The sequence below is a fragment of the Pseudomonas sp. LBUM1663 genome, assembly GCF_059695905.1.
On the sequence record NZ_CP166792.1, the window covers coordinates 3,630,113 to 3,649,981 of the forward strand.

19 protein-coding genes, 3 rRNA genes and 2 pseudogenes are annotated in these 19,869 nt (G+C 55.8%); 6 read left to right on the forward strand and 18 right to left on the reverse strand.

Features of this window, described 5'->3' with window-relative positions; genetic code table 11:
- Positions 1-82 precede the first annotated feature (82 nt).
- A pseudogene (locus tag ACA075_RS16455) lies at positions 83-678 on the reverse strand (DJ-1/PfpI family protein).
- 550 nt (positions 679-1,228) lie between these two features.
- Positions 1,229-2,105, reverse strand: a pseudogene (locus ACA075_RS16460) (LysR substrate-binding domain-containing protein).
- 126 nt (positions 2,106-2,231) lie between these two features.
- Between ACA075_RS16460 and ACA075_RS16465 the strand changes: the two are divergent.
- Positions 2,232-2,372: a hypothetical protein gene (locus ACA075_RS16465; RefSeq protein WP_497293880.1), complete on the forward strand. Its 141-nt coding sequence runs from the start codon at positions 2,232-2,234 to the stop codon at positions 2,370-2,372.
- Between the two features lie 115 nt (positions 2,373-2,487).
- On the opposite strand, the gene rrf is transcribed toward ACA075_RS16465, so the two are convergent.
- The 3 genes from rrf to ACA075_RS16480 all read right to left on the reverse strand — a co-directional run bounded on the left by rrf (position 2,488) and on the right by ACA075_RS16480 (position 7,519).
- Positions 2,488-2,603: ribosomal RNA gene (gene rrf, locus ACA075_RS16470) — 5S ribosomal RNA — on the reverse strand.
- A 172-nt stretch (positions 2,604-2,775) separates the two neighbouring features.
- Positions 2,776-5,667, reverse strand: a 23S ribosomal RNA gene (locus ACA075_RS16475).
- A 313-nt stretch (positions 5,668-5,980) separates the two neighbouring features.
- A 16S ribosomal RNA gene (locus ACA075_RS16480) occupies positions 5,981-7,519 on the reverse strand.
- The 16S, 23S and 5S rRNA genes sit together here, the layout of an rRNA operon.
- 533 nt (positions 7,520-8,052) lie before the next feature.
- Between ACA075_RS16480 and ACA075_RS16485 the strand changes: the two genes are divergently transcribed.
- Positions 8,053-8,241: a hypothetical protein gene (locus ACA075_RS16485; protein WP_497293882.1), complete on the forward strand. Its 189-nt coding sequence runs from the start codon at positions 8,053-8,055 to the stop codon at positions 8,239-8,241.
- 483 nt (positions 8,242-8,724) lie between these two features.
- Positions 8,725-8,955, forward strand: a complete 231-nt coding sequence (locus ACA075_RS16490) for a DUF6555 family protein (RefSeq protein ID WP_497293884.1) — start codon at positions 8,725-8,727, stop codon at positions 8,953-8,955.
- Positions 8,956-8,974: 19 nt separating this feature from the next.
- Here the strand turns inward: ACA075_RS16490 and ACA075_RS16495 are convergent, their stop codons facing one another.
- The 3 genes from ACA075_RS16495 to ACA075_RS16505 all read right to left on the reverse strand — a co-directional run bounded on the left by ACA075_RS16495 (position 8,975) and on the right by ACA075_RS16505 (position 9,923).
- Entirely contained in the window at positions 8,975-9,196 is a 222-nt protein-coding gene (locus ACA075_RS16495) for a hypothetical protein (RefSeq protein WP_094472010.1), read from the reverse strand.
- A gap of 100 nt (positions 9,197-9,296) precedes the next feature.
- On the reverse strand, positions 9,297-9,632 hold the full coding sequence (locus ACA075_RS16500) for a hypothetical protein (RefSeq protein WP_497293886.1): 336 nt from the start codon (positions 9,630-9,632) through the stop codon (positions 9,297-9,299).
- A gap of 72 nt (positions 9,633-9,704) precedes the next feature.
- A complete protein-coding gene (locus tag ACA075_RS16505; protein WP_497293888.1) occupies positions 9,705-9,923 on the reverse strand; it encodes a hypothetical protein in 219 nt (72 codons plus the stop codon).
- A 178-nt stretch (positions 9,924-10,101) separates the two neighbouring features.
- Here ACA075_RS16505 and ACA075_RS16510 point away from each other — a divergent pair, with 178 nt between their 5' ends.
- Positions 10,102-10,350, forward strand: a complete 249-nt coding sequence (locus tag ACA075_RS16510) for a hypothetical protein (protein ID WP_094472008.1) — start codon at positions 10,102-10,104, stop codon at positions 10,348-10,350.
- 13 nt (positions 10,351-10,363) lie between these two features.
- A complete protein-coding gene (osmE, locus tag ACA075_RS16515) occupies positions 10,364-10,717 on the forward strand; it encodes an osmotically-inducible lipoprotein OsmE (protein WP_497293889.1) in 354 nt (117 codons plus the stop codon).
- Positions 10,718-10,735: 18 nt separating this feature from the next.
- On the opposite strand, the gene ACA075_RS16520 is transcribed toward osmE, so the two are convergent.
- Positions 10,736-11,083: a hypothetical protein gene (locus ACA075_RS16520; protein WP_497293891.1), complete on the reverse strand. Its 348-nt coding sequence runs from the start codon at positions 11,081-11,083 to the stop codon at positions 10,736-10,738.
- 118 nt (positions 11,084-11,201) lie between these two features.
- Positions 11,202-11,402, reverse strand: a complete 201-nt coding sequence (locus ACA075_RS16525; RefSeq protein WP_497293892.1) for a DUF2188 domain-containing protein — start codon at positions 11,400-11,402, stop codon at positions 11,202-11,204.
- Between the two features lie 211 nt (positions 11,403-11,613).
- Between ACA075_RS16525 and ACA075_RS16530 the strand changes: the two genes are divergently transcribed.
- Positions 11,614-11,976 carry an NUDIX hydrolase gene (locus ACA075_RS16530; protein ID WP_497293893.1) on the forward strand — a complete coding sequence of 121 codons (363 nt, stop codon included), beginning with the start codon at positions 11,614-11,616 and terminating at the stop codon, positions 11,974-11,976.
- A 15-nt stretch (positions 11,977-11,991) separates the two neighbouring features.
- On the opposite strand, the gene ACA075_RS16535 is transcribed toward ACA075_RS16530, so the two are convergent.
- The 8 genes from ACA075_RS16535 to ACA075_RS16570 form a co-directional block, all read right to left on the reverse strand.
- A complete protein-coding gene (locus tag ACA075_RS16535; protein ID WP_497293895.1) occupies positions 11,992-12,765 on the reverse strand; it encodes a 1,6-dihydroxycyclohexa-2,4-diene-1-carboxylate dehydrogenase in 774 nt (257 codons plus the stop codon).
- Positions 12,766-12,977: 212 nt separating this feature from the next.
- Positions 12,978-13,991 carry a benzoate 1,2-dioxygenase electron transfer component BenC gene (gene benC / locus ACA075_RS16540; RefSeq protein ID WP_497293896.1) on the reverse strand — a complete coding sequence of 338 codons (1,014 nt, stop codon included), beginning with the start codon at positions 13,989-13,991 and terminating at the stop codon, positions 12,978-12,980.
- Between the two features lie 10 nt (positions 13,992-14,001).
- The gene (gene benB / locus ACA075_RS16545) at positions 14,002-14,490 is read right to left on the reverse strand and encodes a benzoate 1,2-dioxygenase small subunit (RefSeq protein WP_497293898.1); all 489 of its coding nucleotides are present in this window, start codon (positions 14,488-14,490) and stop codon (positions 14,002-14,004) included.
- Positions 14,487-15,851 (reverse strand): benzoate 1,2-dioxygenase large subunit, encoded by a 1,365-nt coding sequence (benA, locus tag ACA075_RS16550; RefSeq protein WP_497293900.1) that lies wholly within the window; start codon positions 15,849-15,851, stop codon positions 14,487-14,489. The genes benB and benA overlap by 4 nt, the downstream gene beginning before the upstream one ends.
- A gap of 274 nt (positions 15,852-16,125) precedes the next feature.
- Complete coding sequence (locus ACA075_RS16555) at positions 16,126-17,085, reverse strand: AraC family transcriptional regulator (protein ID WP_497293901.1); 960 nt, start codon at positions 17,083-17,085, stop codon at positions 16,126-16,128.
- A gap of 273 nt (positions 17,086-17,358) precedes the next feature.
- Positions 17,359-18,288, reverse strand: a complete 930-nt coding sequence (gene catA / locus ACA075_RS16560; RefSeq protein WP_497293902.1) for a catechol 1,2-dioxygenase — start codon at positions 18,286-18,288, stop codon at positions 17,359-17,361.
- Positions 18,289-18,343: 55 nt separating this feature from the next.
- Entirely contained in the window at positions 18,344-18,634 is a 291-nt protein-coding gene (catC, locus tag ACA075_RS16565; RefSeq protein ID WP_010455050.1) for a muconolactone Delta-isomerase, read from the reverse strand.
- 10 nt (positions 18,635-18,644) lie between these two features.
- On the reverse strand, positions 18,645-19,793 hold the full coding sequence (locus ACA075_RS16570) for a muconate cycloisomerase family protein (protein WP_497299279.1): 1,149 nt from the start codon (positions 19,791-19,793) through the stop codon (positions 18,645-18,647).
- Between the last annotated feature and the right edge of the window lie 76 nt (positions 19,794-19,869).

Sequence of the window (19,869 nt, forward strand, 5' to 3'; positions counted from 1 at the left end):
TCTGCATACGCGGCCTGATTACCCGACAAAACTGAGCATTAACCATCACCGCTCTAAGAACCATTAGCAGCCACTGCTCGACTTAAAGAAACGGCGAAATATTCGCCATTGCACGCGTTATGTAAACGTCCCTCCCCACACCGGAGCAACGTAGTGAAGAGCACTACGTGCAGCCTCTGCACCAGCTAGGCGGGAGATGAGCCAAGCGGCCAGATACTGCGACGATAAGCCGCCGCCAGCGGTTGCGACATTGTCCTTGGCCACAAACGGCTGATTGAGCACCGCCACGCCGGCCTCTTCAACCCATGGTTTGGTGATCAGATCCGTACACGCCGGAACGTCGTCTAGCAGGCCGAGCGTTGCAAGTATGAGCGTGCCCGAGCACTGGGCGCCCAAGAGTTGGCGAGCTGGGTCGAGTTTCAGTCGAGACATCAGTGCCTCGTCCGCGACGACGTCCCGAGTCAATCTCCCACTACCCACCAGCACTGCATCCGCGCCGCAGGCTTCCTCCAACGACGCCTGCGCCTCGATTTTCAGGCCGTTCATCGATAGCACCTTATCTGTGGGGCTGGCGATAGACACTCGCCAACCAGGCTTTTGAACCCGGTTGAGGATGCCGAACGAAATGAGCGAATCGAGTTCGTTGAACCCTTCGAAGGTAAGGATCGCAATGTGCATGGTGCTCTCGCGCCAGAAAAGTCTTGAGGCCCATCGTAAAATCAACCGACCAATACATTCAAAAAATTGTAATGGATACATTTCAGGTAACTGTGGCGTCTTCACAGCCATTCGGCTCCACTCTTGAGCGTCCGCTATGGGTTTCCTGCCTTTCACGACTGACCAGGTTGGCTGCAAAAATCCCACTTCAGATGAAAGTCGCTTTCCATCAAGCGCAGTCTCTCGATTGCAGCTGTGAAATGTAGGGCGATCATGAGCCCACCCAGAACTCCAAATAACCGGCCAAATTCGTTTCCGCAAGTAAGCTGCCACCCCTTGATTTCAGAGGCCTCCAGAGCGTTAATGAATACTGCCTAGCGGAAACGATTACAACTTAAGGCATTGAAATATAAGGGTTAATCTTTGGACTTGAAAACCGTCGACTGTAACAGGTCCATGAGTTCGAACCCCATCGCCTCCGCCATATTTGTACCGATAGAGCCCTGATTATTCAGGGCTTTTTCGTTTCTGGCTTTTGACAAAAACCTACAGCCATACTTCAGCCCAAACCTCATTCAGCCAACCTCTCTCGAACCATGTCAAAAAAGGTCGTCAGGATGCGCCGCGAACTCTGTGCGCGCAGGCAAACCAGTGTCTCGGTGAAGCATCGCTGACTATCGACGATTGGCAGCCCGCGAAGCCGCGAGTTGAAGCCAAGCTCGGTCGCCTAGACAACACCTACGCCCATACCTATCGCCACGGCTTCGCGCGCGGCTTCACGGCCATCCACTTCGATCGCCTTGCGGATGCGCAAGCCCGCGGTTGCCATCTCTTCCTCCAGGGCACAGGCGCGTCACTACGCCTTTTTCGCGCAGGACCAGCGGCGTGTAGTGCAGATCGCCAAGGCTGATGGATTCGCGTTGCGCCCAGGGATGGTCAAACGCGACGAACGCGAGCATCGGATCGCTACGCAGCGGCAGCGACAGCAGTCGGTCGTCTTCGATATTGCGTCCCAGCAGAGCAATGTCGGCCTGATGACCGAACAACCGCTGCAACACTTCATCGGTATTGGCGGTTTCAATCTTCACATCGATACCGGGATAACGACTGCAAAAACGTGCGACATAGGGCAGCACATGCACCGGAGCATCCACGGCGAGGTTCAAGGTCCCCGTGGACAGGGTGCGGTAATCCATCAGCATGTCGTGGGCATCGACACTGATATCAAACAAGCGCCGGGGCAGGCCGAACAACCGCTCGCCCACTTCAGTCAGGCGCACCAGACGCTTGTCGCGGTAGAACACCATCAACCCGGAGTAATCCTCGAGCTTGCGAACCTGATCGGACACCGCCGGTTGAGACAGGCAGAGCTGCTCAGCTGCGCGCGTGAAACTGCCGTTGACGGCAACGGCGTGGAACGCCTTGAGTTGGGTATGGGAAAGCGTCATCAGCGCAGCCTTGGCATAGGTTCAACACTTTGACGAAATCGTCGAGTACGCCACCACAGCTTCGAAAAGAGCCTGGGCTCGGGTGCGCTAGCCTTCTAATTCATTCAGCCAGCATGGCGAAATTTGATGTTGGCCTTGATTGATGAGCTTCAAGCGCAGCTCGACGCGGATGTTCAGCATGTTGGCTTACATCTGCGCCGTAGTGAGCGAGCGGCAGTTGAAGTTATCGAAGAGATAGCAGAATACGTTCTGCCGAAGTTTCACTAACGATGCTGCTGAAACCTGGGATAGCCCGTCGGGTTATCCTTTTTTGTCCCGCCACTTTCCTGCGGACAAAACAAAACCCCTACCTGCATACGCAGATAGGGGTTTCGGAATTTAATCTTGACGATGACCTACTCTCACATGGGGAAACCCCACACTACCATCGGCGATGCATCGTTTCACTGCTGAGTTCGGGATGGGATCAGGTGGTTCCAATGCTCTATGGTCGTCAAGAAATTCGGTAGCCAGGTCGTTTGCCTTACGGCGCACGCTCCAGCGAATGGGTATGTGATAGATCTCGGTGTTTGTGAACAATTCGAACTTTCGGTTCATTTCGTCTTCACACACCGCAATCTGGTGCTCTTTCGCTTTTGGGCTCGAAGCAAGCAAATTGCTTGGGTGTTATATGGTCAAGCCTCACGGGCAATTAGTATTGGTTAGCTCAACGCCTCACAGCGCTTACACACCCAACCTATCAACGTCGTAGTCTTCGACGGCCCTTCAGGGGACTCAAGGTCCCAGTGAGATCTCATCTTGAGGCTAGTTTCCCGCTTAGATGCTTTCAGCGGTTATCTATTCCGAACATAGCTACCCGGCAATGCCACTGGCGTGACAACCGGAACACCAGAGGTTCGTCCACTCCGGTCCTCTCGTACTAGGAGCAGCCCCTCTCAAATCTCAAACGTCCACGGCAGATAGGGACCGAACTGTCTCACGACGTTCTAAACCCAGCTCGCGTACCACTTTAAATGGCGAACAGCCATACCCTTGGGACCGGCTTCAGCCCCAGGATGTGATGAGCCGACATCGAGGTGCCAAACACCGCCGTCGATATGAACTCTTGGGCGGTATCAGCCTGTTATCCCCGGAGTACCTTTTATCCGTTGAGCGATGGCCCTTCCATACAGAACCACCGGATCACTAAGACCTACTTTCGTACCTGCTCGACGTGTCTGTCTCGCAGTCAAGCGCGCTTTTGCCTTTATACTCTACGACCGATTTCCGACCGGTCTGAGCGCACCTTCGTACTCCTCCGTTACTCTTTAGGAGGAGACCGCCCCAGTCAAACTACCCACCATACACTGTCCTCGATCCGGATAACGGACCTGAGTTAGAACCTCAAAGTTGCCAGGGTGGTATTTCAAGGTTGGCTCCACGCGAACTGGCGTCCACGCTTCAAAGCCTCCCACCTATCCTACACAAGCAAATTCAAAGTCCAGTGCAAAGCTATAGTAAAGGTTCACGGGGTCTTTCCGTCTAGCCGCGGATACACTGCATCTTCACAGCGATTTCAATTTCACTGAGTCTCGGGTGGAGACAGCGCCGCCATCGTTACGCCATTCGTGCAGGTCGGAACTTACCCGACAAGGAATTTCGCTACCTTAGGACCGTTATAGTTACGGCCGCCGTTTACCGGGGCTTCGATCAAGAGCTTCGCGTTAGCTAACCCCATCAATTAACCTTCCGGCACCGGGCAGGCGTCACACCCTATACGTCCACTTTCGTGTTTGCAGAGTGCTGTGTTTTTAATAAACAGTCGCAGCGGCCTGGTATCTTCGACCGGCATGGGCTTACGCAGTAAATGCTTCACCCTCACCGGCGCACCTTCTCCCGAAGTTACGGTGCCATTTTGCCTAGTTCCTTCACCCGAGTTCTCTCAAGCGCCTTGGTATTCTCTACCCAACCACCTGTGTCGGTTTGGGGTACGGTTCCTGGTTACCTGAAGCTTAGAAGCTTTTCTTGGAAGCATGGCATCAACCACTTCGTGTTCTAAAAGAACACTCGTCATCAGCTCTCGGCCTTAGAATCCCGGATTTACCTAAGATTCCAGCCTACCACCTTAAACTTGGACAACCAACGCCAAGCTGGCCTAGCCTTCTCCGTCCCTCCATCGCAATAACCAGAAGTACAGGAATATTAACCTGTTTTCCATCGACTACGCTTTTCAGCCTCGCCTTAGGGACCGACTAACCCTGCGTCGATTAACGTTGCGCAGGAAACCTTGGTCTTTCGGCGTGGGTGTTTTTCACACCCATTGTCGTTACTCATGTCAGCATTCGCACTTCTGATACCTCCAGCAAGCTTCTCAACTCACCTTCACAGGCTTACAGAACGCTCCTCTACCGCATCACCTAAGTGATACCCGTAGCTTCGGTGTATGGTTTGAGCCCCGTTACATCTTCCGCGCAGGCCGACTCGACTAGTGAGCTATTACGCTTTCTTTAAAGGGTGGCTGCTTCTAAGCCAACCTCCTAGCTGTCTAAGCCTTCCCACATCGTTTCCCACTTAACCATAACTTTGGGACCTTAGCTGACGGTCTGGGTTGTTTCCCTTTTCACGACGGACGTTAGCACCCGCCGTGTGTCTCCCATGCTCGGCACTTGTAGGTATTCGGAGTTTGCATCGGTTTGGTAAGTCGGGATGACCCCCTAGCCGAAACAGTGCTCTACCCCCTACAGTGATACATGAGGCGCTACCTAAATAGCTTTCGAGGAGAACCAGCTATCTCCGAGCTTGATTAGCCTTTCACTCCGATCCACAGGTCATCCGCTAACTTTTCAACGGTAGTCGGTTCGGTCCTCCAGTTAGTGTTACCCAACCTTCAACCTGCCCATGGATAGATCGCCCGGTTTCGGGTCTATTCCCAGCGACTAGACGCCCTATTAAGACTCGCTTTCGCTACGCCTCCCCTATTCGGTTAAGCTCGCCACTGAAAATAAGTCGCTGACCCATTATACAAAAGGTACGCAGTCACCCAACAAAGTGGGCTCCCACTGCTTGTACGCATACGGTTTCAGGATCTATTTCACTCCCCTCTCCGGGGTTCTTTTCGCCTTTCCCTCACGGTACTAGTTCACTATCGGTCAGTCAGTAGTATTTAGCCTTGGAGGATGGTCCCCCCATATTCAGACAAAGTTTCTCGTGCTCCGTCCTACTCGATTTCATGACTAAGAGATTTTCGCGTACAGGGCTATCACCCACTATGGCCGTACTTTCCAGAACGTTCCGCTAATCTCAAAGCCACTTAAGGGCTAGTCCCCGTTCGCTCGCCACTACTAAGGGAATCTCGGTTGATTTCTTTTCCTCAGGGTACTTAGATGTTTCAGTTCCCCTGGTTCGCCTCTTAAGCCTATGTATTCAGCTTAAGATAACCATCTTATGATGGCTGGGTTCCCCCATTCAGACATCTCCGGATCAAAGTCTGTTTGCCGACTCCCCGAAGCTTTTCGCAGGCTACCACGTCTTTCATCGCCTCTGACTGCCAAGGCATCCACCGTATGCGCTTCTTCACTTGACCATATAACCCCAAGCAATCTGGTTATACTGTGAAGACGACATTCGCCGAAAATTCGATAATACTCAATTAAGAGCAACTCACAAATTTTACCTTAGCCTGATCCGTTACCAGTGAAAGTAACGTTCAGTCTATCTTTCTATCACATACCCAAATTTTTAAAGAACGATCTAATCAAAGACTAGAAATCAATATTCATCCGAATATTCATTTCTAAACTCTAGCAACAACCGCCACCGTGCAGGCTGGCTTCTCGTCTTCTTCAATGAATCAAGCAATTCGTGTGGGAACTTATGGAGCAGCTGATGTCGTCGATTAAGGAGGTGATCCAGCCGCAGGTTCCCCTACGGCTACCTTGTTACGACTTCACCCCAGTCATGAATCACACCGTGGTAACCGTCCTCCCGAAGGTTAGACTAGCTACTTCTGGTGCAACCCACTCCCATGGTGTGACGGGCGGTGTGTACAAGGCCCGGGAACGTATTCACCGCGACATTCTGATTCGCGATTACTAGCGATTCCGACTTCACGCAGTCGAGTTGCAGACTGCGATCCGGACTACGATCGGTTTTCTGGGATTAGCTCCACCTCGCGGCTTGGCAACCCTCTGTACCGACCATTGTAGCACGTGTGTAGCCCAGGCCGTAAGGGCCATGATGACTTGACGTCATCCCCACCTTCCTCCGGTTTGTCACCGGCAGTCTCCTTAGAGTGCCCACCATTACGTGCTGGTAACTAAGGACAAGGGTTGCGCTCGTTACGGGACTTAACCCAACATCTCACGACACGAGCTGACGACAGCCATGCAGCACCTGTCTCAATGTTCCCGAAGGCACCAATCCATCTCTGGAAAGTTCATTGGATGTCAAGGCCTGGTAAGGTTCTTCGCGTTGCTTCGAATTAAACCACATGCTCCACCGCTTGTGCGGGCCCCCGTCAATTCATTTGAGTTTTAACCTTGCGGCCGTACTCCCCAGGCGGTCAACTTAATGCGTTAGCTGCGCCACTAAGAGCTCAAGGCTCCCAACGGCTAGTTGACATCGTTTACGGCGTGGACTACCAGGGTATCTAATCCTGTTTGCTCCCCACGCTTTCGCACCTCAGTGTCAGTATCAGTCCAGGTGGTCGCCTTCGCCACTGGTGTTCCTTCCTATATCTACGCATTTCACCGCTACACAGGAAATTCCACCACCCTCTACCATACTCTAGCTTGTCAGTTTTGAATGCAGTTCCCAGGTTGAGCCCGGGGATTTCACATCCAACTTAACAAACCACCTACGCGCGCTTTACGCCCAGTAATTCCGATTAACGCTTGCACCCTCTGTATTACCGCGGCTGCTGGCACAGAGTTAGCCGGTGCTTATTCTGTCGGTAACGTCAAAACACTTACGTATTAGGTAAATGCCCTTCCTCCCAACTTAAAGTGCTTTACAATCCGAAGACCTTCTTCACACACGCGGCATGGCTGGATCAGGCTTTCGCCCATTGTCCAATATTCCCCACTGCTGCCTCCCGTAGGAGTCTGGACCGTGTCTCAGTTCCAGTGTGACTGATCATCCTCTCAGACCAGTTACGGATCGTCGCCTTGGTGAGCCATTACCTCACCAACTAGCTAATCCGACCTAGGCTCATCTGATAGCGCAAGGCCCGAAGGTCCCCTGCTTTCTCCCGTAGGACGTATGCGGTATTAGCGTCCGTTTCCGAGCGTTATCCCCCACTACCAGGCAGATTCCTAGGCATTACTCACCCGTCCGCCGCTCGCCACCAGGTACAAGTACCCGTGCTGCCGCTCGACTTGCATGTGTTAGGCCTGCCGCCAGCGTTCAATCTGAGCCATGATCAAACTCTTCAGTTCAAACATCTTTGGGTTTTTAAGAAACCCTAAACTTGGCTCAGCAATCGTTGGTTACATCTTTGATTTCTCGCGGAGTAACTTGTGATGCTGATAATCTTGTTGACTATCAGTCTGACTCCACAAGCACCCACACGAATTGCTTGATTCAGTTGTTAAAGAGCGGTTGGTTAAGATCTTTCGTCTCAACCGAGGTGCGCATTCTACAGCACACTACTTTCAAATTGCAACCTAAAAAGTTTTTGAATTTACTAATAAAATCAACTACTTAAGCCAGACCAAGCATCAATATGCTCGTTAGCGGGAGGCGAATAGTACAGCATTGAAATACGTGGTCAACCCCCTCATCTAAAAATTCTGTTTTTCTTAATCAAGTGAGTGGCAATCGAGATATCAGGGACCCACTTGACCTGTCATGCTTCAATAAACGCACCATTGCAGTGCAATTCACTGGCGCAAAGCCGTTTCCTCGACTAGGGTTTCTACCGAATCGAATTGGCCCTGTTACCCAGCGGGCGCGTGATCAAGGAGGATAAATGACGTCTATTCACAAAGCCGAGAAAACCTATCGCACCTGGTCCAGCCCCATCCTCCTTGAACTCAAGGAACGAGAGCACCAGCTGGACGCTGACGCCCGCCAGGCACTGCATAACATCCTGGCAGAGCGAAGGCTGATAAACACCGGCAACCCTTCTGGCGTTGATCGCCGCCGCTCCAGCTTCTGATGACTTCCCTGCCATCAACTGTTCAGCAGACCGGCCTGTTCATCGGATACTTCAAATTCTCCCTTGCGGTAGTGGCCATTAGCCGCTATCCATTAAGGTGAATTCAGAAGGAGTACGCGAGGATGATTCCAAGATTCGTTGTGGTTCCCGCAATTCCCACGGAAACGGGCTCAACGCGCAACGGAACGCGCTTCTACTGCAAAACCGCCCCCATTGGGTTCAACCTCTATGACAACGAAGAAAAGCGCAGGCTGCCCACAACCTACCCGACTCGGAAAGAAGCCGAGGAAGAATGTTTGCAGCTCAACAACGAATGCCTTCAATGCATGCTAGCTGAGCGTCCCCGCGTCAACGTGCCCTGAGCGCGTGCAAGGCTGAATAAAGGCAGAAAAGCGCTTATTTATTGAAGCAGACAAAAGTCCGAAAACAGAAGGAACTGGCACTACGCCATCAATGTCGTATTGGCAGCACCTGGAGATTCGGATGACCCGCCCTCGATATTTTCAAATCACGTATGGCTTCAATAAGACCCGGCATATTTTTGTTCAACCCGACTCCCACATGTCTGAAGCAGACGCGTGGTACTACGCCTGCCTGCATTCAGGGATCGGGCTTTCGTATGGGGACAATCACGATCAACAAGACTTTGATGCGCAGCGAAGCCACGCACAGGAAAATGGCTTGATCCAGGTTAGTTGGGAGGAGTTGCCTTAAATGCCAGTGTGCGGCCCAGCTAAGTGCCGCCGCCCACGCCCTCTATCGCTTTTGCAAATGAAGTACCCGCCGCCTTCACTAACTTGCGCCATTCCGAGCTGTTGATCAGCCCGGTACGTTCCATCTCGTCGGCGGCCTTGAGCAACTCGTCGTACTGTTCTTCAGCATCCATGCGAATTTCGGGCTCGTTCAGGAGCTTGTGCCAGGCCGCCAGAGCTTGCTTCTTTTGATCATCATTCATCGCCAAACTCCCAGGGACGTTTTCACTTGGAAGTTTTCCAGTGAATGACAGTTCCTCGGTTCCGACATATGGCGCTTATACGAAACTCACGGAGTGCACTTTACAAGCAGCTGCGAACCGCTTTACGCATCGCGTCCGACTTGGCCCACGGCGGCCCCTGATACAGCGAGACTCGACTGCCGTCCTTGTATTTCACGACGTCCAGAATTTCGTCAGCCGTGATAATGCTCGGCGCATTGATCCGGTAGCCATTGGAAATACCGGTCTGAGTCGTCTTGGGGACTTCCTGCTGCCATAGCGGCAAAAGACAAGCGGCGTATTCTTTGGGCGCCTTGTTACTGTACTTGCTGACGTTAGGCTCACCTGGAACCAGGGATGCCGGCAATGAACAACCCGCCAGCATCGCCAACGCTACTCCCCCAACCAACATCCGCATGACGCTTCCTTATCCTGAAAAACGGGAAATGTAGCGCGTAGCGATCCAGACATCCATCTATAGAATCAGTCCTCAGGGGGTTACGTTGTGATCGCCGGGGTCAGGATAAGACCGTTCGTTCAAATACGTCATCCATCGCTCATACGCTTCATGCTGCCATTGAGTGACCCGCTCCCACTCCGACCCACTCAACTGATGGGCCGAAATAAGCTTCATCATCTCCGTAGTTGCTGCGTCCAGATCAACAATCAGCTCATGCGCATGGAATCTGAAATCATCGGTGCTGGTCATTTGAAGTTGCCTCGCCCTAGCGAACATTCGCCACCTCAGTACGACATCACACCGGTTCGTTCGCGCTCATTCTCCCGACAAGCGGCGCACCTCCCATGCATTGGGCAGCAGATGAGCTAACGCCCCGCCCGTTAATTGGGACTACTCTTTTGTAGCGGGGTATTAGCAGGAGGTCATCATGTGGCTCAACGAAGATGAAAACGAACTTCGGCGTGATCTGCAAGGACTTGCGTCGGACCTGAGGTGGTCGGCAGTGGAACTCTTGCGCATCGCAGAGCAGCTCCGCCTGGCCGGCAATGATGTGGATGCGCAAGCGGCCATGAAGTTGTGCAATCTATTTCAAGGCGATGAAGAGCGACTGGCGGGTTATGCAGAAGAAGTGAAAGCCAAAATCATCAGTCGGACGAAAGCTCCGAAAGCTCACTAACGGGAGCGGTGGCATGAACACGCCTCTATTGGCGCTGGTCGTCGTGCTGGCGGCGACGGGTGGCTGCAGCACAGATTCACACGTTTATCGGGACCAGCCTCTGGTCGCCAAAGTTGAGACCGGCATGAGCAAGGATCAGGTTCAGCAGATTGGCGGTCGGCCTTTAACGATAACGGACCGCACGGTGGTGCCTGGCACGTGCTTTGACTACAAGTTGACCCAGGCAGGCCAACAGAAGCCCTACAACATCAGCTTCGATGACCGGGGCAAGGTCGACCACAAAAGTTTCATGACCTGCGCGGAATGGAGTCGCGCACAGCAGAAAGCCAGGGAACCCTCTCGCAGTACGGGTGGCGGAGGTTACTAGCCAACAATGGATGGCAAGCTAGCTGGAAGCGGGTTTGTTACAGGTGTCCCGCCACTTATCCGCGAACCTGTTAATGGCTTGGCTTTTGAGGTCTGGAGAATCGAGGACCGGCTGGTTGTACGCTTCGTTGATCAACATGGCGCCTAACTTGTCGTGATCAGGATTACCCGATTTCACGGCCAGCAGACTTTCTTTCGATTCGCCTTTTTGCCGAGACTGCATGATCGATCCGGCCAATGTACGGAAAACATCGCAGACCTTTTGATTGGTGTGGATTTCGCCTTGCGTCTGGGCCAGAACCTGACCGACACCGGCAAGGTAAAGAGCAGACAACATTGCCAGAGCAGTCCAGCGAGCTTTCAACATGTTTTCTTCCTTGAATTGAAAGCGGCCACCCTATCATCCAAATGTCACGTTTAAAATCCTCCAACGCCTGGTCTCAAGACAAAAAAAGCCCCGGCATCCCAGGGCTTCAAACTTGCGCTCATTCTGATTTCTGGCTTGGCGTCGATCGAACCGCTCTTGCTCTGTAGGCAGGAAGCGCTGCCGCAAACGCCAGTGCCTCCTCTTTGCTGCCAAAAGCACCGAGACGGTCGCCTTTGGTGCACACCCGCCAGGGGCCGTTGTTTACGCTGAGTACGTCATAACCGTTCATGTGCGTTTTATTCAGCATCGGAACGCTCATAGTCACCTCCTTTTCGGCAGTGATAAGCCACGATTGACTTGGCTACCTTACACCCGCCCCCTGCCCAAGTGCCTACCAAACGTCGTGTCAGGTTTTCGACATTCCTTTGCACTTCTACCGCCTCCCTGACTCCAAGCCTTTGAAACAGAGGCTTGGGCCTGAATATTGCATTTTCATGACTGTTTTATGACAACCGGCGGTTTAGTAACACATGAAAGTACGGGCAACAGTCATTTGCGAGCAGGATCGGCATGTTCTCCTGGTGCGCAAACCCAGGTGTCGCTGGACCTTGCCAGGAGGAAAAGTCGAGCGCGGCGAGACCACTGCGGGCGCCGCCATGCGCGAACTCCAGGAAGAAACTGGACTGGGAGTCGACGGCTTGTTGTACCTGATGGAACTGGAAACGGGCAGCACCCGGCACCATGTTTTCGAGGCGTCGGTCCTCAACTCAGACGAAGCCCGGCCACAAAATGAAATTTTCGATTGCATGTGGTATCCGCTGGACGCAGTCCAGAACCTGAACACAAGCGACGCCACGCTCAAGATCGTCAAAGCCTTCCAGCGTCGCTTGTAAGTTTGCGCAGCCGCCTCAGCCCTGGTCGCCGCCGCCCACCGGCATGATCATGCCGGTGATATACGACGCCTCGTCGCTGGCCAGAAACAGAATAGCGCCTGCCTGCTCATCCAGCGTGCCGTAGCGTTTCATCAAGCTGCTGTCGAGCGTCTGGCCGACAATTTGCTGATACCAGACTTTTTCTTCGGCGCTCTGCTCTGCGCTGTTTCGCGGGATGACCCGCGGCGGTGCTTCGGTGCCACCGGGTGCGGTGGCATTGACCCGAACTCCACGACCGGCGGTTTCAAATGCCAGGCAAGCAGTCAGCGCATTGACACCGCCCTTCGCCGCGCCATACGGCACGCGATTGATGCTGCGGGTAGCGATGGACGAAACATTGACGATCGCGCCGCAGCCCTGTTCAAGCATGAACGGTAGCGCGGCGTGGCAGCACCATAATGTCGGAAACAAAGAACGACGGACTTCGGCTTCGATCTGTTGCTCTTCGTAGTGTTCGAAAGGCTTCGCCCAGATCGTGCCGCCCACGTTGTTGACCAGTACATCCAGTCGCCCAAAGCGCTCGACGGCGGTACGCATCACGCGGCTGCATTCGCTGTATTGCTCAAGGTCGGCGGTCAGGGCAAGCACTTGGCTGCCCTGCCCCAATTGTTGCTGCACCTCGAACACCAGGTCCGAGCGATCAACCAGAATCAACCGCGCCCCCTCGGCGGCCATGCGCTCCGCCACCCGCCGACCAATACCTTGCGCCGCGCCGGTGATCAGCGCGACTTTTTCGTGAAATCTGTTCATGTGGACCTCAATACGAAATCAATTTCGCGGGAACGGCTATCTCTGTAGCAGCTGCCGAGCCTGCGAGGCTGCGTTCGGCTGCGAAGCAGTCGTGATACTTGAGTGCACAGTCTTCCAGATGCACCGCATGCACAGATCTCACGACTGCTGCGCAGCCGAACGCAGCCTCGCAGGCTCGGCAGCTGCTACAGAGACGGTGTCGTTGCTGATATTTATGCCGCGCTGGCGGCGAATTTTTCGTAGTAGAAGTTCGCCGGCGCAACGCCCTGTTCGCGAATGAACTGGCTGACGGCTTCGACCATCGGCGGCGGGCCGCACAGGTAGACGTCGACGTCGCCCTCGTTCAAATGCCGTGGCTCAATGTGCTGGGTCACGTAGCCCTTGAGCGGATGCTGGCTGTCGGGGTTGGCGACGCAGGCACTGAAGCTGAAATTCGGGATACGCGCGGCAAACGCTTCGAGCCGATCCAGCTCCACCAAATCAAAATCGTTGGTCACGCCATAGATCAGATGCAGCGGATGCTCGCTGCCCTGCTCGGCTATTTTCTCCAGCATCGCGGTGAACGGCGCCAGACCGGTTCCACCCGCCAGCAGCAACAACGGCCGGCGAATGTCGCGCAGATAAAAGCTACCCAATGGCCCGGCCAGACGCATGCTGTCGCCGGCCTTGGCCATGCCGGTAAGGAAGCTGCTCATCAAGCCGCCGGGCACGTTGCGAATCAGGAAACTCACTTCGCCGTCACGCTGCAACGAGCTGAAGGAGTAAGCGCGGGTCTGCTCGCTGCCGGGAATCCCGAGGTTCACATACTGGCCCGGCAGAAACGCCAGTTTGCTCAGCGACTCGCCCTTGATCGACAACGCGATGGTGCTGTCGGACAACTGCCGCACGGCGCTGATGGTGGCGTCGTAACTGGCCTGCTGGGTACGGCAAACCTGCGATGAAGTCGGCACACGCACCACACAATCGCTCTGGGCGCGCATTTGGCAGGTCAGGACAAAACCCTGCTGCGCTTCATCAGCGCTGAGCGCGTCTTCGATGTATTCCTCGCCCAAGTCATAACGACCGGCCTCGGCGAAACACTTGCAGGTACCGCACGCGCCGTCGCGGCAATCCAGCGGAATGTTGATGCCTTGGCGGTACGCGGCATCGGCCACAGTTTCGCCCACATTGGCGTCGATGAACCGGGTGACGCCGTCTTCAAAATTGAATGCAATGGAATGAGTCATGACGGCCGCCTCAGAGGTGGTAGACATCGATGACCTGGCGAACGTAATCGTTCTTCAGGATCACTTTCTTGGCCTTGATCAGCGGGTTTTCGCCGCGCACATCGAGGGTGTAGAAACTGCTGCCGAAATAGCTGTCGACGGTCTTGTAGCGAAAGCTCAGGGTGTGCCAGTTGAAGCGCACCTTGCACAGACCGTCGGCCTGTTCGAGCAGCTCAATGTTGCTGATGTTGTGTGAAGTGCGGGTGTCCGGAACGCTGGCGCTTGAGCGCTCGGTCTTGATGCGGAAGATGCGGTCTTCCAGGCCGGTGCGGTTGCCGTACCAGATCAGCGATATTTCCCGCTGCGGGTCTTCGGTCAATTCGTCGTTATCGTCCCAGGACGGCATCCAGAACGAGGCATCGGCGGCGTACATCTCCAGCCAGTTGTCCCATTGTTTGTCGTCGAGGTAGCGCGCTTCGCGGTAGAGAAACTCGCGCACGGCGTCATAAGTGAGGGTCATTGCACGGCCTCCACAGCGATCAATTCGGGCTGTTCGGCGGCCAGGGCCTTGAGCATGGTTTGCTGCCAATACTTGTGTTGCAGCACGAACAGGCCTTCGTCTTCGGTGCGCACGCCGCTGAGCAAGGGATGCAGGTCGATTTCCCTGGCCGCCTCATCGGCGCCCTCGACCCAGTGTTCGGCACCGCGGGACATGTCATTCCACGTCGTGACGCTGCCCTGATAGCTGGTCTGGCACGAGCGAAACTCTTCCAGATCATCCGGGGTGGCCATGCCGCTGACGTTGAAGAAATCCTCGTACTGACGAATCCGGCTCGACCGGGCGTGGTCGCTTTCGCCTTTGGGGGCAATGCAATAAATGGTGATTTCCGTGCGGTCGACCGAGATTGGCCGGGCGATGCGGATCTGCGAGCTGAACTGGTCCATCAGGTAGACGTTCGGGTACAGGCACAGGTTGCGCGAATTCTCGATCATCCAGTCGGCGCGGGCCTGGCCGAAGTCCCGGGACAGTTCGTCGCGGCGCTCATACAGCGGGCGATCCTCGGGGTTGGACCAGCGGGTCCAGAGCAGCATATGGCCCTTGTCGAACGAGTAGAAACCCCCGCCCTGCTTGGCCCAGGTCCCGGCGCTCATGGTCGGATTGCTATCGCCGGCTTCGCGCTGTTTGCGCTGGTTCTGGGTGGCGGCGTAGTTCCAGTGCACGGAGCTGACGTGGTAGCCGTCAGCGCCATTTTCGGCGGTGAGCTTCCAGTTGCCTTCGTAGATGTAGCTGGAGGAACCGCGCAGCACTTCGAGGCCATCGGAGGACTGGTCGACGATCATGTCGATGATCTTGGCCGACTCGCCCAGGTGCTCAACCAGCGGCACCACATCGGCCTTCAGGCTGCCGAACAGGAAACCGCGATAGGACTCGAAGCGCGCGACTTTGGTCAGGTCGTGGGAGCCTTCGCAGTTGAAGCTCGCCGGGTAGCCCGCAGCCGCCGGGTCTTTGACCTTGAGCAGTTTGCCGGAGTTGTTGAAGGTCCAGCCGTGGAATGGGCAGGTGTAGGAGCTCTTGTTGCCGGTCTTGTGTCGGCACAGTGTCGCGCCACGATGGCTGCAGGCGTTGATGAAGGCGTTGAGCACACCCTCCTTGTTGCGCGCGATGAAGATCGACTGCCGCCCCATGGTGGTGGTGTAGAAATCGTTGATGTTGGGGATCTGGCTTTCGTGCGCCAGGTACAGCCAGTTGCCTTCGAAGATGTGTTTCATCTCCAGGTCGAACAGCCGTGGATCAGTGAACATCTCGCGCTTGCAGCGGTAGATGCCCTGTTCTTTGTCATCTTCAAGCAGGGAGTGAAGGTATTCGGGTCGCAGGGACATGGCCGCCGCCTCCATTGTTTTTATTCAGGCAGGGCCATGCTAGGACGGGGGGATGGGGCGGACTATCCGAAGGGTGCAGACGTGTATCCGTTTACTGCAAACGGCCCCCTTCCATGTAGCAGCTGTCGAGCCTGCGAGGCTGCGTCCGAGTGCGCAGCGCTCGCCAACAGGACCAACGCGGTCTACCTGAAAGACGGCGTGAACCATTTTGCGAGCGCTGCGCACTCGGACGCAGCCTCGCAGGCTCGACAGCTGCTACGGAATTTGTGGTGGGTCAGTGCCGGCGCTTCAGGGTGTCGGACGGTAACTCACCGAACTGTTTGCGGTAGTTGTCGGAGAACCGCCCCAGGTGCAGGAAGCCGTAATCCATGGCCACTTCCGTGACGTTGCGCACGTTGCAGGTCGGGTCGCTCAGGCACCGGTTGATGCGTTCGAGTTTCTGCTGCCGGATGTAGTTTTTTGGCGAGGTGCCGGCGTTGCGCTCGAACAAGCCGTACAGCGAACGCAGGCTCATCCGTGCCAAGCGCGCCAGTTCTTCACTGTCGATGTCCTGCTTGAGGTTGCGCGCGATGTAATCGGCAATCCCCTCGAAGGTCGCCGCCGGCGAGCCGGGGCTGCTGCGGATGACGTTGGTTTTCATCAGGCTGAGCATCTTGCTGACGATGATCTGCGCGTAGTGCTCCTGCACTCGAGGGATCTGCTCGGTGGCCTCGGCTTCCTGGCAAATCATCGCCAGCAGGCCGACGAAACCTTCCAGCTCATCGAGCTGATAACGGTTCTCCAGAAACCGCACGCCCTGCCCCGGATAGCGCCAGCGTTGCTCTTCGCACACCGACTCAAATAGCCGGGTGGGTACTTTGAGGATGAATTTTTCACAATCGTCGGAGTACGTCAGGTCCACCGGGTCATCGGGGTTGATCAGCAGCAATTCACCCGGCGCAAAGTAATGTTCCTGACCGTGACCGCGCCACAGGCAGTTGCCGCGCAGCAACACTTGCAGGTGATAGATCGTTTCCAGCGCGCCCGAGGTCACCCGCACGCTGGCGCCGTAGCTGATGCGGCACAGGTCGAGGCTGGCGAATTTGCGATGATCGAGGCTGGCCAGCGGGCGGCCGACCCTGGGCATGAGGATGCAATGATTGCCGACATGCTGATTGACGTAACCCGACACTGCGTAAGGGTCGGCTTGGTCGAATACTCTGCTGCGCTGACTCAACAGTTGCGCGTGCATCATCGGGTTACTCTCGTTGTTGTTATCGGTGTTGTCGGGCCATTCTAAGCAGTACCTGCAATGGTGTGTCAGTGGGCTGACCTATGGAAGGTTCTGGCCCTATCGCGAGCAGGCTCGCTCCCACATTTTGACCGCGTTGACCCTGAAGAAACCCGGTCAACTGTGGGAGCGAGCCTGCTCGCGATAGGGCCATCAGCCTCAACATCAACGTTGACTGACACCCCGCTTTCGTCGGAACGCCGCCCGGAGCAGGCGCGCTTCCGCAAGGCCCGGCGATCAATCCTCGAGTGCGCGAACCCGTTCGTGGCGTTGCTGCTCGTCAGGTTGCGCGGAGGTCTGCAAAGTGAAATCGAAGTCGATTTCAGCAAACCGGGCGCTGACGCTATGGGACGCCGCGCGCTGCGGGTCGTCACTAAAGGTGATGTGGGCGATCAGCTCGTCGCGGGTGGCGTAGGCGAAATCGTCATGCAGGTACTGATCGCCATCGAGGTTGATCTGGGTGGTCAGGTGACGATGGTCCGGCGCAGAGATGAAGAAGTGAATGTGCGCCGGACGCTGGCCATGACGGCCCAGTTGATCGAGCAATTGCTGGGTCGGACCGTCCGGCGGGCAGCCGTAGCCCGAGGGCACGATGCTGCGGAAACGGTAGCGCCCCTCGGCATCGGTGACAATGCGGCGACGCAGGTTGAACTCCGATTGCGTGGTATCGAAGTAGGAATAAGTGCCGCCCGTATTGGCGTGCCAGACATCCACCACCGCGCCGGCCAATGGTTCGCCAGCCGTGTTGCGCACCTGACCCTGCATGAACAGGACCACGCCCGGATCGACGCCATCGTCCAGTCGAGCCTCACCCTCGGACAACGGCGCGCCCGCCACATACAACGGGCCTTCGATGGTCCGCGGCGTACCGCCCGCCTTCCCCGTCTGCTCGTCTTCGGCGTCCATCAGCAAGTCCAGGTAGTGTTCCAGGCCGAGGCCGGCCACCAGCAAACCGGCTTCCTGACGCGCGCCCAGCACGTTGAGGTAATTGACCGCTTTCCAGAACTCTTCCGGGGTCACGGCGAGGTCTTCGATGATGTTCACCGAATCACGCAGAATGCGGTAAATCAGGGCTTTGACCCGCGGGTCGCCAGCGTCGTTGAGCAAGCCGCTGGCGTCTTCGAGAAACTTCTGGGCACTGGCAGTGTGGGAAATCTTGACGTTCATTTTTGGGGGTTCCTCATCTTGTAATTATGGGCGTAGCGAACTAAACGGGCTGGGTTCAGCGGTCATCCTCGCGAATGGAAGAAGGATGCCGGCACATCGCATCGACCTCGATCGCCATGTACGGAAACAGCGGCAATTGCATCAGCAGGTCGTGCAGCTCCTGAACGCTGTCGACGTCGAAAACGCTGTAATTGGCATAGTGCCCGGCGATGCGCCACAGGTGACGCCATTTGCCTTGCTCTTGCAGGCGTTGGGCCAGGGCCTTTTCATCGGACTTGAGCTGGGTGGCGAGATCCGGGTTGATGTCGACCGGCAGGTTCACGGTCATTTTTACGTGGAATAGCATGATGCTCTCCTCAGGCTTGATGAACGGAAGTGGATGTTTTGTCGCGCCGGAAAAACGCCAGGCGTTCTTCATCCAGGCTCAGGCCAAGGCCCGGTGTTTGCGGTACGTGCAGCTGAAAATCGCTATAGACCAGCGGTTCGCTTAGCACGTCTTCAGTCAGCAACAACGGGCCGAACAGCTCGGTGTCCCAGGCCAGTTTATTCAGGGTGATAAAGGCATGGGCCGAGGCCAGCGTGCCGATCCCTCCTTCCAGCATAGTGCCGCCGTACAGACCGATACCGGCGGCTTCGGCGATGGCGGCGGTCCTGAGTACGGCCCGTGGCCCGCCGTTCTTGGCGATTTTCAGGGCAAACACCGAAGCCGCCCCTTCGCGCGCCAGATTGAAAGCGTCTTCCACGCACTCGATGGATTCATCGGCCATGATCGGCGTTGGGCTCATGGCGTTCAGACGCACCATGCCGGCGCGGTTGTTGCGCGAGATCGGCTGCTCGATCAGGTCGATGCCGTTGCTGCCCAGTATCCGGCAGGCGCGCAGTGCGACCGCTTCGTCCCAGGCCTGATTGACATCGACCCGCACGCTGGCTCGATCGCCCAGAGCTTTCTTGATGGCGATGACGTGGGCCAGATCGCGATTGACTTCGCCGGCACCGATTTTCAGTTTGAAAATCCGGTGGCGACGCAGGTCGAGCATTTTTTCTGCTTCGGCGATGTCCTTGTCGGTGTCGCCGCTGGCCAGGGTCCAGGCCACCGGCAGCGCATCACGAACGCGACCGCCCAGTAACTCGCTGACCGGCAAGCCTAGGCGCTTGCCGTGGGCATCGAGCAAGGCGGTTTCGATACCTGACTTGGCAAACGTGTTGCCACGAATACTGCGCTCCAGGCGCAACATCGCCGCATTGATGTTGCCGCTGTTCTCACCGATCAGCAGCGGCGCGAAATGTTTGTCGATGTTGGTCTTGATGCTGTCCGGGCTTTCATTGCCATAGGCCAGGCCACCGATGGTGGTGGACTCACCAATGCCTTCGATGCCATCGGCGCAGCGCACGCGGATGATCACCAGGGTCTGGTTCTGCAGGGTGTGCATGGCCAGTTTGTGCGGGCGAATGGTCGGCAGATCGACGATGATCGTCTCGATCGATTCAATGGCAGTTGCACGCATGTCGATACCCGTCAGGTTCTTGAAGTTCTGAAATGGATTCTCATACGGCTTTTTGCCCGCGGCCAATATAGAATTG

Coding starts and splice junctions, on each gene's coding strand:
- ACA075_RS16485 (WP_497293882.1), top strand. CDS start 8,053: ATGACGTCTATTCACAAAGCCGAGAAAACCTATCGCACCTGGTCCAGC.
- ACA075_RS16500 (WP_497293886.1), bottom strand. CDS start 9,632: ATGCGGATGTTGGTTGGGGGAGTAGCGTTGGCGATGCTGGCGGGTTGT.
- ACA075_RS16510 (WP_094472008.1), top strand. CDS start 10,102: ATGTGGCTCAACGAAGATGAAAACGAACTTCGGCGTGATCTGCAAGGA.
- catA (WP_497293902.1), bottom strand. CDS start 18,288: ATGAACGTCAAGATTTCCCACACTGCCAGTGCCCAGAAGTTTCTCGAA.
- catC (WP_010455050.1), bottom strand. CDS start 18,634: ATGCTATTCCACGTAAAAATGACCGTGAACCTGCCGGTCGACATCAAC.
- ACA075_RS16555 (WP_497293901.1), bottom strand. CDS start 17,085: ATGATGCACGCGCAACTGTTGAGTCAGCGCAGCAGAGTATTCGACCAA.
- ACA075_RS16495 (WP_094472010.1), bottom strand. CDS start 9,196: ATGAATGATGATCAAAAGAAGCAAGCTCTGGCGGCCTGGCACAAGCTC.
- ACA075_RS16525 (WP_497293892.1), bottom strand. CDS start 11,402: ATGAGCGTTCCGATGCTGAATAAAACGCACATGAACGGTTATGACGTA.
- benA (WP_497293900.1), bottom strand. CDS start 15,851: ATGTCCCTGCGACCCGAATACCTTCACTCCCTGCTTGAAGATGACAAA.
- ACA075_RS16520 (WP_497293891.1), bottom strand. CDS start 11,083: ATGTTGAAAGCTCGCTGGACTGCTCTGGCAATGTTGTCTGCTCTTTAC.
- ACA075_RS16535 (WP_497293895.1), bottom strand. CDS start 12,765: ATGAACAGATTTCACGAAAAAGTCGCGCTGATCACCGGCGCGGCGCAA.
- osmE (WP_497293889.1), top strand. CDS start 10,364: ATGAACACGCCTCTATTGGCGCTGGTCGTCGTGCTGGCGGCGACGGGT.
- benB (WP_497293898.1), bottom strand. CDS start 14,490: ATGACCCTCACTTATGACGCCGTGCGCGAGTTTCTCTACCGCGAAGCG.
- ACA075_RS16505 (WP_497293888.1), bottom strand. CDS start 9,923: ATGACCAGCACCGATGATTTCAGATTCCATGCGCATGAGCTGATTGTT.
- ACA075_RS16490 (WP_497293884.1), top strand. CDS start 8,725: ATGACCCGCCCTCGATATTTTCAAATCACGTATGGCTTCAATAAGACC.
- benC (WP_497293896.1), bottom strand. CDS start 13,991: ATGACTCATTCCATTGCATTCAATTTTGAAGACGGCGTCACCCGGTTC.
- ACA075_RS16570 (WP_497299279.1), bottom strand. CDS start 19,793: ATGCGTGCAACTGCCATTGAATCGATCGAGACGATCATCGTCGATCTG.
- ACA075_RS16530 (WP_497293893.1), top strand. CDS start 11,614: ATGAAAGTACGGGCAACAGTCATTTGCGAGCAGGATCGGCATGTTCTC.
- ACA075_RS16465 (WP_497293880.1), top strand. CDS start 2,232: ATGTTGGCCTTGATTGATGAGCTTCAAGCGCAGCTCGACGCGGATGTT.